Origin of the sequence: Canibacter oris, assembly GCF_014197205.1 — a bacterium.
Lineage (GTDB): Bacteria > Actinomycetota > Actinomycetes > Actinomycetales > Microbacteriaceae > Canibacter > Canibacter oris.
Genome location: NZ_JACIFD010000004.1, coordinates 103,168 through 118,761, shown reverse-complemented (window position 1 = coordinate 118,761; position 15,594 = coordinate 103,168). Strand labels below are relative to the sequence as shown.

Below are 15,594 nucleotides of genomic sequence, written 5' to 3'. Positions count from 1 at the left end.
CGCCCAGCAAGCAGGGCACGTGCCCAGTATATAGCAATACCGCGATGTGTTTGCAGGAACTAAAATCAACAAATCTATAAAGCAGGAGCGGGCGCAATCCCAACTAATCGCACCCGCCCCGCCGCAGCCTCCTACTAGTGGAAAAAGTGGCGCTCCCCTGTGAAGTACATGGTCACACCAGCCGCGTTAGCCGCGGCGATTACTTCCTCGTCACGTACAGATCCACCGGGCTGCACAACCGCCTTCACACCGGCCTGCAGCAGCACCTCCAGCCCATCAGCAAACGGGAAGAAAGCGTCTGATGCCGCAACCGAACCGGCGGCACGCTCCCCTGCCCGTGAGACCGCAAGACGCGCAGAATCAACCCGGTTTACCTGGCCCATGCCAACACCCACACTAGCGCCGGCAGCTGCGAGCAAAATCGCATTAGACTTCACCGCCCGGCAGGCCGCCCACGCAAACTCCAAATCGCGCAGGGTCGCCGCATCAGCCGGCTCCCCGGCAGCCAGCTGCCACTGGCTTGCCGGTTTAAAGTTGTTGTCAACCTCCTGCACCAGGAAGCCGCCAGAAACCTGCCGCACCTCAGTTTTTGCAGGGGTAAAATCTGCCGGCAAAGCCAAGAGGCGAATATTCTTCTTCTGAGTCAAAATCGCGAGCGCCTCCGGCTCGAACCCCGGAGCCACAATCACCTCGGTGAAAATCTCAGCCACGGTTTCAGCCATTTTCGCGGTAACCACGCGGTTTGCCGCAATCACCCCGCCAAAAGCTGACACCGGGTCGCAGGCGTGCGCCAGCTCATGCGCAGCCGCAATCGGGTCTGCCGCGTCAGCCGGCGCAATCGCAATGCCGCATGGGTTAGCGTGCTTAATAATTGCCACTGCTGGCGCTGCGTGATCATAAGCTGCCCGAAGCGCCGCATCAGCATCAACGTAGTTGTTGTAAGACATTTCTTTGCCGTGCAGCTGGGTTGCCTGCGCGATGCCTGAAGCGTCAGGGTCGGTAAACAGCGCCGCCCGCTGATGGCTATTCTCCCCATAGCGCAGCACCGCCTCACGAGCACCGGAAATTGAGTAGGTTACAACCGCGTTTTCAACCGGCGCAAACACCATATCGGTTTCGTCATCAACGTTGTGTGAGGTGACGTCGATATCGGCCGCACCCCAAGCGGTTTCTTCCTGCTCGATCATCCAGTTCGCCACCGCACCATCATAGTTTGCGGTGTGAATAAACGCCTCGGTTGCGAGCGCCCGGCGCAAATCAAGCGAGGTGCCACCCTGCTGCAGCGCCGCAATCACGTCGCTGTAGCGCTGCGGTGACACCACAATCGCCACGTTGGCGTGGTTTTTAGCGCTGGCACGCACCATCGCCGGGCCCCCGATGTCAATGTTTTCAATCACATCAGCGGCTGGTTTACCGGCGGCAACGGTCTCGGTGAACGGATACAGATTGACAACCACCAGCTCAAACCCGGCATACCCGAGCTCCGCAAGCTGGTCACGATGATCCTGCAGCCGCAAATCAGCCAGCAGCCCCGCGTGCACCGCAGGGTGCAGCGTTTTAACGCGCCCGTCGAGCGCCTCCTGAAACCCGGTTACCGCGGCAACATCAGTGACCTCGTAGCCAGCATCGCGAATTTGTTGGGCTGTGGATCCGGTCGAAACCATTTCCACCCCGTGCTCGTGCAGCGCTTTAGCCAGCTCTAGCAGCCCGGTTTTATCGCTCACAGAGATTAAAGCTCGCCGTACCGCGATGTGGTCACGATGCTCGTACAGGCTTGCGTCTTTACTGGCTACTGCCACTTTTCCTCCTGGATTGTTGCCTATGCTCAAGAAATATTTTACCGTGTTAGCCGCCCCGCTAAACCAGTGGCAGCGCACCTGTGGATATCTCGTGCACCACCTGCGGCAGCAGCTGACGTTCCTGCTCTTTAATTCGCTCGTGCAGTGTCTGCACGGTGTCTTCCGAGTGTACCTGGATAGCGCGTTGCGCCAGCACCGGGCCAGTATCTACCCCGGCGTCAATTTGATGCACCGTAACCCCGGTAGTGTGGGCTCCCGCTGCCAAGGTCTGCGCCACCGCGTCAGCGCCCGGATACAGCGGCAGCAGCGAAGGGTGAGTGTTGATTAGGCGCGGCGAAAACTGTGCCACAAACGCGGGTGGCAGGATCCGCATCAATCCCGCTGACACGATTAGACCCGTGCTACCGTTCACCCCGTAGCTCTCGATTTTCGCTGCCAGCGCTGCCGCCCAGGCGGCACGATCTGGATAATCTGCGGGCGCGATAACCGCGGTTGGCACCCCGTGTGCAGCAGCGTGTTGCAGCCCCGCCGCCGGACGGTCAGCAAGCGCCGCCACCACCCGATAGGAGCTGTCGGTTTGCGCCGCCTGCAACAGCGCCAACAGGTTACTGCCGGTGCCGCTGAGCAGCACCACCACATTTAGCGTCATGGTTTCTAAAATCCGACCTCTCTGTACGCCGTTAGCAGGCGCTTTACGTGTGTTGTTGGGCTGAATTCGGCGCGGTCTTTCAGCGTTGCCTGACTCGCGGTCACTAGCTGTGCTGGATCCGTGACCAGGTGCTGCAACAGCTCGGCAAAAGCTGCGGGGCTGGTGTCTGCGGTGTAAATTCCACTGCCGCTTTGCAACCCCTCAGTTAAGTTACGGTCGCACAGCAGCACCGGGCGACCGCTGTTTACCGCCTCCACAATGACGACGGGCTGATTATCGAAGCCGGAGCTGCTAAGCACCACCGCGTGCGCGCGTCGCATTGCCGCCAGCACACCGGCGCGATCCACCCTGCCTTGAAACCTGATCGGCAACCCGGCGGCTAGCTGCTGCGCCCGTTTTGCAAGGGGACCTGCGCCCACAACCTCCACCTGCAGCACGTCTCGCAGACCCTGCTCGCAGGCAAGCCGAATCGCGGCGATAAACTCCAGCAGCCGTTTTTCGGGAACCAGGCGCCCCACCCACACCAGGCGCAGCGGCAGAGTAACGGTGTTGTACGGGTCGCTTTCCTGGTGCGTGGAGACGCTGGGGTTCGCGATTACGGTGACCGGCGCTGCCCCGGCCGCTCGCAGCCGCGCAGCTTGGTGCGCTGAAGGTGATACGGTAATGTCGCTGTCAAGGCAAGCGCCAAGGGTGCTGTCACGCAACAGCGAATCAACCCACCGCGGAGCGAGATCGAGGCGGCGGGGCGCGGTGCCCGTGAGCCACCGCACGGCCGCGCGGACGAGGACGGCGGCGGCGCGATCCACCACCGACTGCAACTGCGCGTCCCAAAAAAAGGTGTGCACGGTGTGCGCTGTTGGCAGCGACAGTTCGCGGGCGGCGGCGCGGGCGGCGGCGGTCAGCCCGAACTCGGAGTGGGTGTGCACAACCGTCACCCCACTGCGTGCAAAAACCTCGCGCAGCTCTTGCCGCAGCTGTGCCGTGTGTCGCACCACCGGCAGCTCCAGCACCGGAATCACGCCCCGCGGCTGCACCAGATGGGTTGCGCCCTGCCATTGCGCCCGCCACCGGTTGTGGGCGGTCTGTGGCGCCACCACCAGGACTTCGTACCCGGCATCCTGCAGCGCCCGTGCCGCATCTAGAAAAGCGGTCTGCGCGCCACCCAGGTAGTCAAGAGAGTAATCGATTACCAGGGCTATTTTCTGCGGTTTCTCCGCGGCGACTGCACTCACCTTTTGAGGGTATCAGATGTTATTGCAGCTCGCCCAGGTGCAGCACGCGATCGGCAACCTGCGCGGCCTCAGCGCGGTCATGGGTCACGAAAATCGCGGTTTTTGGCGCCAGGATCTCGCGCAACTGGGTCGCCAGCTGGCCGCGCAAATCGCTGTCGAGCGCCGAGAGGGGTTCGTCAAGCAGCATTAATTGTGGATCCGGCGCCAGGGCTCTAGCCAGCGCGATGCGTTGCGCTTGCCCGCCGGAGAGACTCCCCACAGCACGCTGTTCATACCCGGGCAGTTGCACCAGGTGCAGCATTTCTTGCACCCGCCGAGCGCGCTGCTGCCGGCTCGGTTTTGGCCGCAAATTTTCGAGCCCGTAAGAGATGTTTCCGGCAACGCTGCGGTGCTGAAACAGCTGTCCCTGCTGGAACACAAAGCCGATGCCGCGGGTGTGCGGCGGACGCGCCGTGATGTCTACACCGGCTAAGAGCACCCGCCCCGCTGCCACCGGCTCCAGCCCCGCAACTGCGCGCAACAGCGTTGATTTACCGCTGCCTGATGCTCCCAAAAGCGCCACGGTTTCTCCCGCAGCAACGGTGAGCGAGAGTCGTTTCAGAATAGTTTTGCCGTCTAACACCACGGTGAGGTTTTCAAGTTTCAGCTCTGCAGCTGCCGCGTTCATTGTGTCCTCCTGGCTGTTTGTTGCGGTTTTGCGGGGGTTTTTCCGAGCCGCAAGAGTTGTGTGTGGCGCTGCGTGGTTAAGAGTTTTTCAGACAGCAGCATAACGCCAGCACAGATAACCGCCAACAGCACTGCCGCGGCGGTCGCGACCCCGTACGCTTCATGCCCGGGACGACTAGCGATTTGCCCGATCATCACCGGCAGGGTTGTGATGCCGGGGCGCACCAGGAAACTCGTTGCCCCAAACTCGCCGAGCGACACCGCAAAGGCAAAGCCCAGAACCACCGCGAGCGGCCGCTGCAGCAGCGGCAGGTCTATTGTCGCGAGCACCCGCAACGGCCCGGCGCCCAGCATTCGGGCTGCTTCCCGGTCAGCTTCTGGGATGCCCCGCAACACCGGGATTAAAGCCCGCAACACGAGCGGCTGCGCCACCAGCGCTTGCGCAATCGGGATGAGAATGCCGCTGCTGCGCAGATCCACCCCCAATCCGAAAGGGGCGTGCATGGTAATCAATAAGCCAAAACCGAGGGTGACAGCGGAAATACCGACCGGCAGCATCAAAAAACCGTCAAACAGCCCGACAGCTGTACGCAGCATCCGGTTGCGGGGTTTACGCGACGCAACCAGCGCCGCCGGCACCGCTAGGGCGAGGGTCAGCGCGGCGGCTCCCACCGCGCTCTGCAGCGACAGCAGCGCCGCGTCTAGAGCGCTGCCGTTAAAGCTGCGTTGCGGCTGCGTCAGCGATGCGTAGTTGTGCAGGCTAAACGCCCCTTTGACAGTGAGCGAGCGCAGCACCAGCGCAGCAAGCGGTGCCAGCTGCAACACCCCGAATGTCACCAGCACATAAACCAAAAGCAATTTTGCGCCCGGGGTGCGCAGAGTTTTACGCGCAGGCTCCGCCAGCTGCAGGGTTTCGCCGCGACGGCGCAGTAAGTTTGCCGCGAACAGCGCCGCAATCACTATCACAATCTGCACCAGTGACAGCGCGGTGGCGGTTTCGAGGTCGATGTAGCGCACCGCGTTCTCGTAAATTTCCGCTTCAAGGTTGGCGTATTTGCGACCACCCAAAATCAGCACGATGCCGAAGCTGGTGGCGCAATATAGAAACACCAGGGATGCCGCAGAGCCGATTGCCGGCACCAGTTGCCGCAGTGTCAGCGTGCAGAACGCGCGCAGCGGGCTGGCGCCGAGGGTGTAGGCGGCGTAAACCACCCGCGGGTCAAGTTTCGCCCACACCACCCCGACCGTGCGACTAATCACGCTGATGTTAAAGAATGTCAGGGCGAAAACCACAACCGCAAAGCTACCGTCTAACCCCAGGAAATATAGCGGCCCGCCGGGCCCGTACAGCGCATTAAAACTCAGCGCCACCACGACCGTGGGCAGCACGAAGGGCACCGAGAGCACCGCTTTGAGCACCCCGACGCCCGGAAATTTAAGACAGTACAGCACATATGCTGCTGGAACTCCGAGCACCACGGCGAGGGCGGTTGCGGATCCTGCCTGTAGCAGGGTCTGTCCCACCACTTGCAGTGTGCGGCCCTTTTCCAAAGCCGCCACAAACCCTGACAGGTCGGAAAAACCGCGGGCGAAAAGGCTCAGCACCGGGTACAGGAAAAAAACCCCGATAACCAGCGCCGGCAGTAAAGCTGCGCCGCACCAAAACAGGGTTTTACCGACGGTCAAGCCGCCGACAAAACCCTGTTTCTGACTGCTAACAGTTGCAGCAGCTCGCATAGGTTTTAGCCCTTAATTGCCGCGTCCCAATCGCGCAGCCAGGTTTCGCGTTTAGCGTCGATCTCTGCTGCGTCCAGGTCGTGGCGGGTGGTTGGGATTGGCGCGAACTTCTCCCACACTGCAGGAATTTTACCGGTTTTGCTTACCGGGTAAACATACATCTCGTCAGAGATGATGCTCTGGAACTCGTCTGACAGCATGTAGTCAAGCACCTGCTTGGCGCCCTCTGGGTTCTTCGCGCCCTTCAGCACGCCTGCGTACTCAATCACGCTGGAGCAGGTTTCCAGCAGCGCCCGGCTGCTGGTTTCGGTGTTTTCCTCATTCACGGTATATGCCGGAGATGAAGCGTATGACAGCACAAGCGGCCGCTGGCCGCCCTCTCCGCCCTGGGTGAACTGCCCGTAGTATGCGTCTGACCAGCCAGCCTCAATCTTGGCGCCGTTGTCACGCAGCTGCTTCCAGTAATCGAGGTAGCCGTCTTCACCGAACTCTGAGATGGTACCAGCCAGGAACGCGATACCGGTTGCATCATGTGGATCAATAACCGCCGCCAGATCTTTATACTCTGGTTTCAGAAGGTCAGCGTAAGTCTCTGGCTCAGCCAGATTCTTCTCTTTGAACCACGCTGGGTCGCTGTTCATGCACACCGTACTGTCGGTAATCGGGGTCAGTGAGCCTTTGTCGTCAAACACGAATTTTTCTGCGCCCGCTGGCAGTTTTGCCTGGTACGGCTCTAGCACGTCTGCGTTCACCAGCTGTGAAGCGTAGTAGTTATTAACCCCGAAGAAGGCATCTGCCACCGGTGCTTCTTTGCTGAGCACCAGCTGGCCTGGCAGCTCCTCGCCGCCGAGGGTCACAACTTCCACTTTGTGGCCGGTTGCGGCGCTTGCCATCTCAGCGAACTTTTCGTTCGGGAAGCTGTCGTGCACCGCAATCTTTACAACCTCACCGCTGGCGGCGTTTGTCTGTGCTGCATTCTCAACAGTGTCAGCGCCCTGCGCGCAGCCCACCAGGATTACCGTTGCTGCACCTAGCGCGAGCAGCTGCAATGGTTTCTTCATTATTTTCCTTCCTCCGCTGGCATTACCCAGGTCAGGTTTGACGGTCGGAACACGCCTGTTCCCTCTCAGCTTGTGGCGACAAGCTCCCGTGGTTTTTTATTAAGTTGCAATCCCCCATTTTAAGCGCTGTGTATATTTAGCGCAAACCTTACGGGTTACCCGCACTAGTCGTTCTCAGTTTGCGACTGGCGCTTACCCAGCTGTACCGGTTTTGCTTGCCACTCAAAGTTGCGCAGCAACATCTCAGTGTCATACTGGTCCTCTGTTGGGTCGGACTCGGCAATCCCAGCGCTGAGGGGCTCAAACTCTGTGAGGTCAGCGGTGTTGAAGTGACCCGTCTCAGCATCAGTAACGGCGGCATTTACTGCACCATGCTCGACAGTCTCGGCCTGTGCCATCAGGGTTACATGTGGCAGTTGTGGCGCGGATGTCACCACGGACTCAGCAGCCACCGAGTTTGCCGCGCTTGCAGCTCTCGCACGGGGCATTCCCAGTTTGGTTTTATCACGCAGCGAGTGTGCGGTTGCACCAACCTGAGTCAGTTGTGGCGCAGCACTTCGCAAAAACGCACCAGCGTTCAACCCCAATGTGCTCAGCCCTGCAAGGGTAAACCCGACTAGCAAGGGTTCCGCCCCTGTGTAGCTGAGGCGGCCAGGGCCGACTGATCCGACCGCCACACTGACCGCAAAACCCGCAGCGATTCCGGTCAGCACGCCCGCAGCAGTTAAGGCATAAAAGCGCTCCAGGTCAGTGTGCTGCGTCAGCCAGGAACCAACACTGTACCCCAGCGCCACTGCAATTACGAGCAGCAGCAGCGGGGCAATAACCCCCGCAGTGGAGTTGCTGTGCGGCAGCAGCGTGAAAAACGGCAGCGCCGGCAGCTCGGTGGTAATTGTCACGAACGGGGAATATAGAGTTTCTGCGCCGACCGCGAAGCCCGCGCCCGAGAGCCAAGCTAGCGCCCAGATAATGGCGACCGGCAGCAGCAGCAGCTGCGCCAAAAACAGAATAATTAGCCCCAGCGCATCAGCCTGCAGAGTTTCCGAGACCCTCACAAAATCAACGTAGTTAAAAATCGCGGCGCAGGTGACTGCAATCGCCGCAACCGCTACCCAGCCCGCAAGCTGCGCCAGCGCAATGCGTGGCGCAATTCGAACCGCCCGCAGCAGCTGCTGCGCCGGAGTCAGGGGCCCATCACCCGGTAGGAGGCGCGCAGTGTACAGTGCGGCGAGGTGGCGCCTGCCGATCCACCCCATGCCTGCAAGCAGCGCAGCTGCAAACCACAGCGTGGGTTTCAGCGCCTGCCACCACAGCGGCGCGGGGCTGGCAACCGGAATGCTGGCTGCTGCGATCAAAACCACAGTGCCAAAGCCGACCACAGCGCCGGCGAGCACCGCGGCGAGCGAGCGCCACTTAATCTCGGCGGTTACAGTTTTTCCGAAGGCGGCGGCGGAGGAGGTGTCTGTGATAAACAGCGCCGCGTATTTGCGACCCTGCCTAAACGCAAACCACAGCGTGACACAGAGCGCCCCCAGCAGCGGCAGCGAAATTGGGATGTGCAGCGCCGGAGTCACAACTCCGATGTCGAATGCTGCATCCGCTGACAGCGGAAACTCAAGAGGCACCGTGTGCCCCAGCAGCCACGCACTGAGCGCGACGACCGGCAGCGCACTGATAGTGCTTTCCGGATTACTGTTAGTAAACCAAAATAGCAGCGTGGGAATCGCAAAAAACAGCATTCCTAACAGCGCCACGGCGCCAGCTTCAATCGCGGCTGAGAGGGCTGTCAAAATCTGTTTCATGGCTGCAAGTTTAACCCGCGCAGCTGAGCGTGTGGTGCAGGCACGCCCGGCTCCCGGCACCCCCATGTATTCCCCATCTAAAACGTGTAAATTAGTAGGTGATTGCGCGCAAAGATGGCGCATATTTGGAAGTGAAGGAGCCCTGTTGTCTCAGATTATTTACACTTACACCGATGAAGCCCCGATGCTGGCGACACACTCGCTGTTGCCGATTGTGACGGCGTACGCGGGCGCCTCCGGGGTCAGCGTGGCGACCAAAGATATTTCCCTTGCTGGTCGTATTCTGGCTGCTTTTGCGGCGGATCTGCCCGCCGAGCAGCGGGTCAGCGATGCCCTGGCTGAGCTCGGTGAGCTGGCAAAAACTCCGGCAGCGAATATCATTAAGCTGCCTAACATTTCTGCTTCTGTGCCACAGCTGAAGGCAGCGATTAAAGAGCTGCAGGAAGCCGGCTTCGCGCTGCCAGAGTATGTTGATGAGCCAAGTACAGAGGCGGAGAAAGCGGCCAAGGCGCGCTATGACGCAGTGAAGGGTTCTGCGGTTAACCCGGTGCTGCGCGAAGGTAACTCTGATCGCCGTGCCCCGCGCGCAGTGAAGGAGTATGCGCGCCAGCATCCGCACTCAATGGGCGCGTGGAGCGCAGATTCGCGCACCAGCGTTGCAACCATGGGCAAGCATGATTTTGCGAGCAACGAAAAGTCACACACCTTCACGGCCCCGGAGACCGTGAGCATTCGCCACACCGCGACTGACGGCACCGTAACCGTGCTGAAGGAGCAGCTGCAGCTGGAGGCGGGCGAGATTCTCGACGCTACTTTCATCAGCGCTGCCGCGCTTGACGAGTTCCTACGCGAGCAGGTGTCGCGAGCGAAAGAAACCGGCGTGCTGTTCTCTGTGCACCTTAAAGCAACCATGATGAAGGTTTCTGATCCGCTCTTGTTCGGGCATATGGTGCGCGCTTTCTTCCCAGAGACTTTCGCGCAGTACGGCTCAGAGCTGAGCGCTGCTGGCCTCACCGGAGAAAACGGTCTCGCGGCTATCTTTAGCGGCTTGGAGGGGCTGGCAAACGGCGGCGAGATCCGCTCCAGCTTTGATGTGGAGCTGGCAAATGGTCCAGCTTTGGCGATGGTTAACAGTGACAAGGGCATCACTAACCTGCACGTGCCAAGCGATGTGATTGTGGATGCTTCGATGCCGGCGATGATTCGCTCATCTGGCAAGATGTGGAACGCGCAGGGCGAGCTGCAAGACACCCTTGCGGTGATTCCAGATTCTTCATACGCTGCTATCTATCAGGCTGTGATTGATGATTGTAAGCAGCACGGCGCTTTCGACCCGACCACTATGGGTTCGGTGCCGAATGTGGGATTGATGGCGAAGAAGGCTGAGGAGTACGGCTCCCACGATAAGACCTTCCTGATTGCCGCCGCGGGTGTGGTCGAGGTTGTAACTTCGATGGGTGAAACCGTGCTGCGCCACGAGGTTGCAGCGGGCGATATTTGGCGTGCTTGCCAGACCAAAGATATTGCGGTGCGTGACTGGGTGAAGCTTGCGGCAACCCGTGCCCGCGTGTCTGACACCCCTGCGGTGTTCTGGCTGGACTCTAACCGTGCGCATGATGCGGCTTTGATTGCGAAGGTTGAGCAGTACCTGCAGGAGCATGACACTGCCGGGCTTGATATCCGTATCATGGCGCCGTACGACGCGACCGTGTTCTCGGTGTCTCGTATTCGTGAGGGGCTTGACACTATTTCTGTCACCGGTAACGTGCTGCGTGACTACAACACCGACCTCTTCCCTATCCTGGAGCTCGGCACCAGCGCGAAGATGCTTTCCGTGGTGCCGCTGTTGGCCGGTGGCGGGCTGTTTGAGACCGGTGCTGGTGGATCAGCACCCAAGCACGTGGAGCAGCTGGTAAATGAGAATCACCTGCGCTGGGATTCACTCGGTGAGTTTATGGCGCTGGCGGAGTCTTTCCGGCAGGCAGATGCCACGGTTTTGGCTGACACGCTGGAGTCTGCAACCGCACGGTTCTTGAACGAGGATAAGTCTCCTTCGCGCAAGGCTGGTGAGCTCGACAACCGTGGCAGCCACTTCTGGCTGGCGCGCTTCTGGGCTGAGGAGCTGGCTGCGCAGACGGTTGATGCAGTTTTGGCGGAGCGTTTTGCACCGGTTGCTGCACAACTTATAGCACAGACCGAGCAGATTGAGCAGGAGCTACTTGAGGTGCAGGGGCAGCCTGTGGATCTTGGTGGCTACTATCGGGTGGATCCGCAAAAGGCTGCTGCTGTGATGCGCCCTTCTGCTACGCTAAACGCTATCATCGACAGCATCTAAGCCGTCGCGCACGAGTGCTATCTTTCTTGTAGCCATGTTCATCAGGGCATTAACCTAAGATGAAAAGTTTAAGGCGGTGTCTTCAGAACAATGACACCGCCTTAAATACCACTAATTTACTTACTTCAACAGGATAATAAAAAAATTCCTCGACAATTGTCGAGGAATTTTTTTATGGTATTTAGACGTCTTCACGCTTTTCGCGGATTTTCGCCTTCTTACCGGTCAGACCACGCAGGTAGTAAAGCTTCGCCCGACGAACGTCACCGCGAGTTACTACCTCAATCTTCTCGATAGCAGGTGAGTGCAGCGGGAATTTACGCTCTACCCCAACCTGGAAGCTGATCTTGCGAACGGTGAAAGTTTCACGCACTCCTTCACCGTGGCGAGCGATTACTACACCCTGGAAGACCTGAACACGTGAACGGTTACCCTCCACGATGTTTACGTGAACTTTTACAGTGTCTCCGGCACGGAATGCTGGAATATCGCTCTTGAGAGCTGCTGCATCTAAGAAGTCAAGCTTCTGCATCTTATTCTCTTTTCTGCGCCCGCCGCAAGTCGAGTGCGAAGTAGTTTTCAGTTTGTGCCCATCTAAACTGTGTGTTCACCCTCACGGCAGCTAGACACAGAGGCACAAATCTTTAATTTACCGGATTTTATGTTGCAACGCAAACAAAATAGCGGAGCGCTGCGTGCTTCAGCACACAGCGCTCCGCCTAGTTGTTTAGTTGTTAGCTGCGGCGTTTTGCTGCACGCTGTGCAACGAATACACCAGCACCAACTACCAACAGAATGCCTGCACCGAACAGCAGTGGTGTGACACCAGCGCTACCGGTTGCCGCAAGTTTGTTCTTGTCTGCCTTAACTTCTGGCTTAACAGGAACATCTACTGGAGCAACATCTGCTTTGTTGGTTAGGGTAACAGCAGTTACGTCGTCATATTCCCCTTCTGGGATGGTCAGCACTGCGGTGCCGTCATCCATGTTCTCAAGCGCGTCTACAACGTCCGCAGTGAACTTTGGAGTCGCCCAAACCACTGTAGCGGTGTCAGCCGGCTGGTTTTCTTTGAGGGTTACCACGGTGCCTACTGGGAGCTCTGGCAGCGCGATTGGAGCGCCGGCCTTAACCTTGAGGGTTTCGGTCTTAGTTGCACCTGTTGCGTCGAGCCATGAAGCTACAACTTCATATTCAGCGCCTGTTACCTCAGCCGCATCAGCCGCGGTGCCTACCAGTTCTTTAGCGAGTGACACTTTGCCAAGCGCGCTGAAGTCATTAATCAGCTTCACCTCTGTGGTGGTGTCTTTAGCACCTGCGGTTACGGTTACCGTTGTGGTTGAGTTCGCTTCGTTGAAAACGGCCCCTACTGGGTTGTCGAAGGCAGTCTTCTCAGTGAACACACACTTTGCACCAGAACGAACCTCGTCAACCTTAGCTGGTGTCTTAGCGGTAACAGTCACGGTGCCACTCTTGGTGTAAGCACCGAGGGTGCACTCGTAAGCAACCTCAAACTCTTTGTCTTGTAGAGCCGGCAGATCTTTTGCTGTTCCCTGCAGCTCTTTGACGACATCAAAGCTTGCCATCCAAGCAGTGTAAGTGTTGGTTACAGCCAGGTTCTTGGTTTCGTCTTTCACGATTTCAACGCTTCCCAGCCCAGTGGTTGCAAGATCAGCACCTGCAACATCAGCGGCGGTTTCTGTAACCTCACAGGTCGCACCGGCAGGAATGTTGTTAACGGTGTGCTCTGCACCGGCAGAGATGCTGAATTTACCAGCTTTAGCAGGTCCCTCCAGAGTCATATCTGGGTGGGTACAGCTGTAATTAAACTCAAACTCTTTACCGGCTGTCAGGTTGTGAGCATCGGCTACGGTCTTAGACACCTTAAATGCGCCAACGTTAAGTGCGTAACTGTTGATTACAGTCACCTTGCCACCCTGTTGACCGAGAGTGAAATCACCACCGTTAATCTGTTTGGTGTGGGTGTAGCCTGGAATTTCTGCGTCCTGCTCAGTCACAACACACTGTGATCCCTGAGGCGCTTCAATCGCTTCGCTAGTAGCAGCACCAGTTACTTTAACGGTTTTCTGCACTACGTTTTGGTTGAAGAGGGTACACGCCACATCAAAGCTGTATTCCTTAGTAGCAGCGGCTGCTGGAGCACCTGCTGCTAGCTGCTTCTCGATGGTGAAACTTGCGTTTGCACGAGTATAGGTGTTGGTTACCTCTACCACGCTAGCCGCGCCCTGCGCCAAAGTTACGGTGTCACCAAGTTGTTTAGCGACTTCATAACCCGCAACAGCTTCCCCACTCTCGGCGGTCACCTTGCATTCGGTGCCTACCGGGAAAGCGCCTACTTCAACCTCAGATCCATCAGTTGGAACAGCCACAGTGCCGGTCGCGGTACCACAGCTGTAATCAAAGTTAACGGTCTTTGGCGCAGTGAACTCGGTGTCGTTCTGATGTGCCACAACGGTTTTCTTCACTTTGAACGTGCCAGTCTGCTGCGTGTAAGCGTTGGTTACTGCGGCCAGATTAGCGCCATCTTTGGTGATGGTTACAGCGGTGCCGAGATCTGGTTGCAAATCAAATCCTGCAACCTCAGCGCCGGTTTCTCCGGTGACCTTGCAGTCCATGCCAACCGGGAACTGTCCAACAGTCACTTCGCTACCGTTTGTAGGCACCTGCACTTCGCCGGTTTCAATACCACAGATGTACTGCAGAGTAACATTTTGAGGAGCAGTAAATCCTGCAGCATTTACCGGCGTTACAGTCTTTTTAACTTTAAAGTCGGCTTTCTGTCGCTCTGCAAGGTTGGTAATTTTAACTTCTGAGATTACTTCGTTCTCAATGGTCACTGTCTGCGGAGCAAAAGTTGGCTGCCCAAACTCAACTCCCGCAACGGTTGGGCTGTTCTCGCCGATTGTCAGAACTGTACCGGTTGGGAAAAGGTATTCATAGTTAACCCATCGACCAGCTGTAACGTTCAGCACCACGGTACCAGTGTTACTGTCGGCTGCAATACTTGGATCTTTATCAGCACCCCAATCAGCAAATTCCTGCGCCGTTTTAGCATTTGGCAAAACATATGCGAGAGTGATTGGGAAAACAGTGTCTTCTGGCACAGCACCGGCAGCGCTACCCTTTACGTACTTGAGTGCACGAACAGCACCGTAACCGTTCTTCATGGTGATTGTCACCTTAGAAGAAATTTCATAACTACGAGTTCCTGAAGCAACTTGATTAGTGCCGTTAAGCAGCACACTGTTAGTGTACTCTACGCCCGGGCGTGCTTTATCACCGACTACCTTTGAAGGAGCCGAAATCGAGTAGTTAGTGTCAGCGGCAAAAGGGCCAGTGATTGTAATGGTACGTACCACGCCAGCGCCCTCTACCTGCATAGAGAAACCTTCTTCGGCCTTTCCAGCGGAATTAGCCAAAACTCGAGTGGCTGCACCCGGGTTATTTGCATCCCCGTTGTAAAGCAGCGACCAAGCCTCTAGATTAGCAAGGTCATAGCCTTCGCCCAAGGTGTCAGTGAAAGTGTAGGTGATGTTATCTGTGCCGTTTGGCGCCGCGTAAACACCAGGATTTTCACGCGCTATCAGGGTTGGGTTGAAAGTAATAGACCATGGCACACTTTTATTTCGTTCACCCAAAGGAGTCGAGAATTTACGGAACTTTGACTCAGTGTAGGTTGCTGCACGTTTAGCCGCAATGCCGGTTGGAATAGAACCCTGCACTACTTGACCGTTCAACATGAATGGAATAGTGGTTTGGGTGTAAGCATCAGTGTGCGCGTTTGAAGCAGTGACCATAAGCTCCGCGGAACCTTTAACATCGGTTTTGTGTGAGAACTCGGTAATACCGTCGTTAAAAGTACAAGAAATCTTTTTTGACCCGAAAACACACTCGCCGACATTTTTGCCATTGTAAACAATCGGTTGCGTGGTCTGTGACGAACCGGAAATCTCTAGCCGGTCTGGAATCTCAAGCTCAAAACCTTCCCCGCTAGCAGGGGCGCGACCGTTGCTCGGCTCAAAAGCCCAGTTGAAAGTCATTTTCGCATTGTTATCGCGAGTCTGACCGTGAACGATAATATCGCTCACCACAAACCCCGGAGTTTGCACAGCAAATGCGCTCGGGGTAAAAACGACGCTGAGCATAAGTGTCAGCACTGCCATACAAGCAGCGAGCACTCCGCCCCGATTGTTTTTAATCTTCAAAATTTTCCACCTCTTATTCCATACAAAACGAGAAATCTAAAACAGCTTAGATAATCCCATGTTTAATTATCTCACAATCGCTCCGCAAAC

At 57.3% G+C, this 15,594-nt stretch carries 10 protein-coding genes and 1 riboswitch; of the genes, 1 reads left to right on the top strand and 9 read right to left on the bottom strand.

Going from position 1 to position 15,594, the window contains the following annotated elements; translation table 11 throughout:
- Positions 1-134: 134 nt before the first annotated feature.
- The 7 genes from purH to F5897_RS02785 all read right to left on the bottom strand — a co-directional run bounded on the left by purH (position 135) and on the right by F5897_RS02785 (position 8,946).
- Positions 135-1,799: a bifunctional phosphoribosylaminoimidazolecarboxamide formyltransferase/IMP cyclohydrolase gene (gene purH, locus F5897_RS02815; RefSeq protein ID WP_183304390.1), complete on the bottom strand. Its 1,665-nt coding sequence runs from the start codon at positions 1,797-1,799 to the stop codon at positions 135-137.
- 58 nt (positions 1,800-1,857) lie between these two features.
- Positions 1,858-2,448, bottom strand: a complete 591-nt coding sequence (gene purN / locus F5897_RS02810; RefSeq protein ID WP_183304389.1) for a phosphoribosylglycinamide formyltransferase — start codon at positions 2,446-2,448, stop codon at positions 1,858-1,860.
- A 5-nt stretch (positions 2,449-2,453) separates the two neighbouring features.
- The gene (locus tag F5897_RS02805; protein ID WP_183304388.1) at positions 2,454-3,680 is read right to left on the bottom strand and encodes a glycosyltransferase; all 1,227 of its coding nucleotides are present in this window, start codon (positions 3,678-3,680) and stop codon (positions 2,454-2,456) included.
- A gap of 19 nt (positions 3,681-3,699) precedes the next feature.
- Complete coding sequence (locus tag F5897_RS02800; protein ID WP_183304387.1) at positions 3,700-4,347, bottom strand: ABC transporter ATP-binding protein; 648 nt, start codon at positions 4,345-4,347, stop codon at positions 3,700-3,702.
- Complete coding sequence (locus F5897_RS02795; RefSeq protein ID WP_183304386.1) at positions 4,344-6,083, bottom strand: ABC transporter permease; 1,740 nt, start codon at positions 6,081-6,083, stop codon at positions 4,344-4,346. The genes F5897_RS02800 and F5897_RS02795 overlap by 4 nt, the downstream gene beginning before the upstream one ends.
- Before the next feature lie 5 nt (positions 6,084-6,088).
- Positions 6,089-7,144 carry a thiamine ABC transporter substrate-binding protein gene (locus F5897_RS02790; RefSeq protein WP_183304385.1) on the bottom strand — a complete coding sequence of 352 codons (1,056 nt, stop codon included), beginning with the start codon at positions 7,142-7,144 and terminating at the stop codon, positions 6,089-6,091.
- Positions 7,136-7,244: riboswitch (TPP riboswitch) on the bottom strand. (Overlaps the previous gene by 9 nt.)
- A 64-nt stretch (positions 7,245-7,308) precedes the next feature.
- Positions 7,309-8,946 carry a cell division protein PerM gene (locus tag F5897_RS02785; protein WP_183304384.1) on the bottom strand — a complete coding sequence of 546 codons (1,638 nt, stop codon included), beginning with the start codon at positions 8,944-8,946 and terminating at the stop codon, positions 7,309-7,311.
- A 145-nt stretch (positions 8,947-9,091) separates the two neighbouring features.
- Between F5897_RS02785 and F5897_RS02780 the strand changes: the two genes are divergently transcribed.
- Positions 9,092-11,281: an NADP-dependent isocitrate dehydrogenase gene (locus F5897_RS02780; RefSeq protein WP_183304383.1), complete on the top strand. Its 2,190-nt coding sequence runs from the start codon at positions 9,092-9,094 to the stop codon at positions 11,279-11,281.
- A gap of 181 nt (positions 11,282-11,462) precedes the next feature.
- Here F5897_RS02780 and rplS read toward each other — a convergent pair whose 3' ends face one another.
- Together rplS and F5897_RS02770 are read right to left on the bottom strand one after the other, a co-directional pair.
- On the bottom strand, positions 11,463-11,813 hold the full coding sequence (gene rplS, locus F5897_RS02775; RefSeq protein ID WP_124824451.1) for a 50S ribosomal protein L19: 351 nt from the start codon (positions 11,811-11,813) through the stop codon (positions 11,463-11,465).
- A 202-nt stretch (positions 11,814-12,015) separates the two neighbouring features.
- Complete coding sequence (locus F5897_RS02770; RefSeq protein ID WP_183304382.1) at positions 12,016-15,504, bottom strand: DUF5979 domain-containing protein; 3,489 nt, start codon at positions 15,502-15,504, stop codon at positions 12,016-12,018.
- Positions 15,505-15,594: the final 90 nt, after the last annotated feature.

What these genes read in the sequence shown, in the direction of transcription:
- purN (WP_183304389.1), bottom strand. Translation starts at nt 2,448, where the DNA reads ATGACGCTAAATGTGGTGGTGCTGCTCAGCGGCACCGGCAGTAACCTG.
- F5897_RS02800 (WP_183304387.1), bottom strand. Translation starts at nt 4,347, where the DNA reads ATGAACGCGGCAGCTGCAGAGCTGAAACTTGAAAACCTCACCGTGGTG.
- F5897_RS02795 (WP_183304386.1), bottom strand. Translation starts at nt 6,083, where the DNA reads ATGCGAGCTGCTGCAACTGTTAGCAGTCAGAAACAGGGTTTTGTCGGC.
- F5897_RS02790 (WP_183304385.1), bottom strand. Translation starts at nt 7,144, where the DNA reads ATGAAGAAACCATTGCAGCTGCTCGCGCTAGGTGCAGCAACGGTAATC.
- F5897_RS02785 (WP_183304384.1), bottom strand. Translation starts at nt 8,946, where the DNA reads ATGAAACAGATTTTGACAGCCCTCTCAGCCGCGATTGAAGCTGGCGCC.
- rplS (WP_124824451.1), bottom strand. Translation starts at nt 11,813, where the DNA reads ATGCAGAAGCTTGACTTCTTAGATGCAGCAGCTCTCAAGAGCGATATT.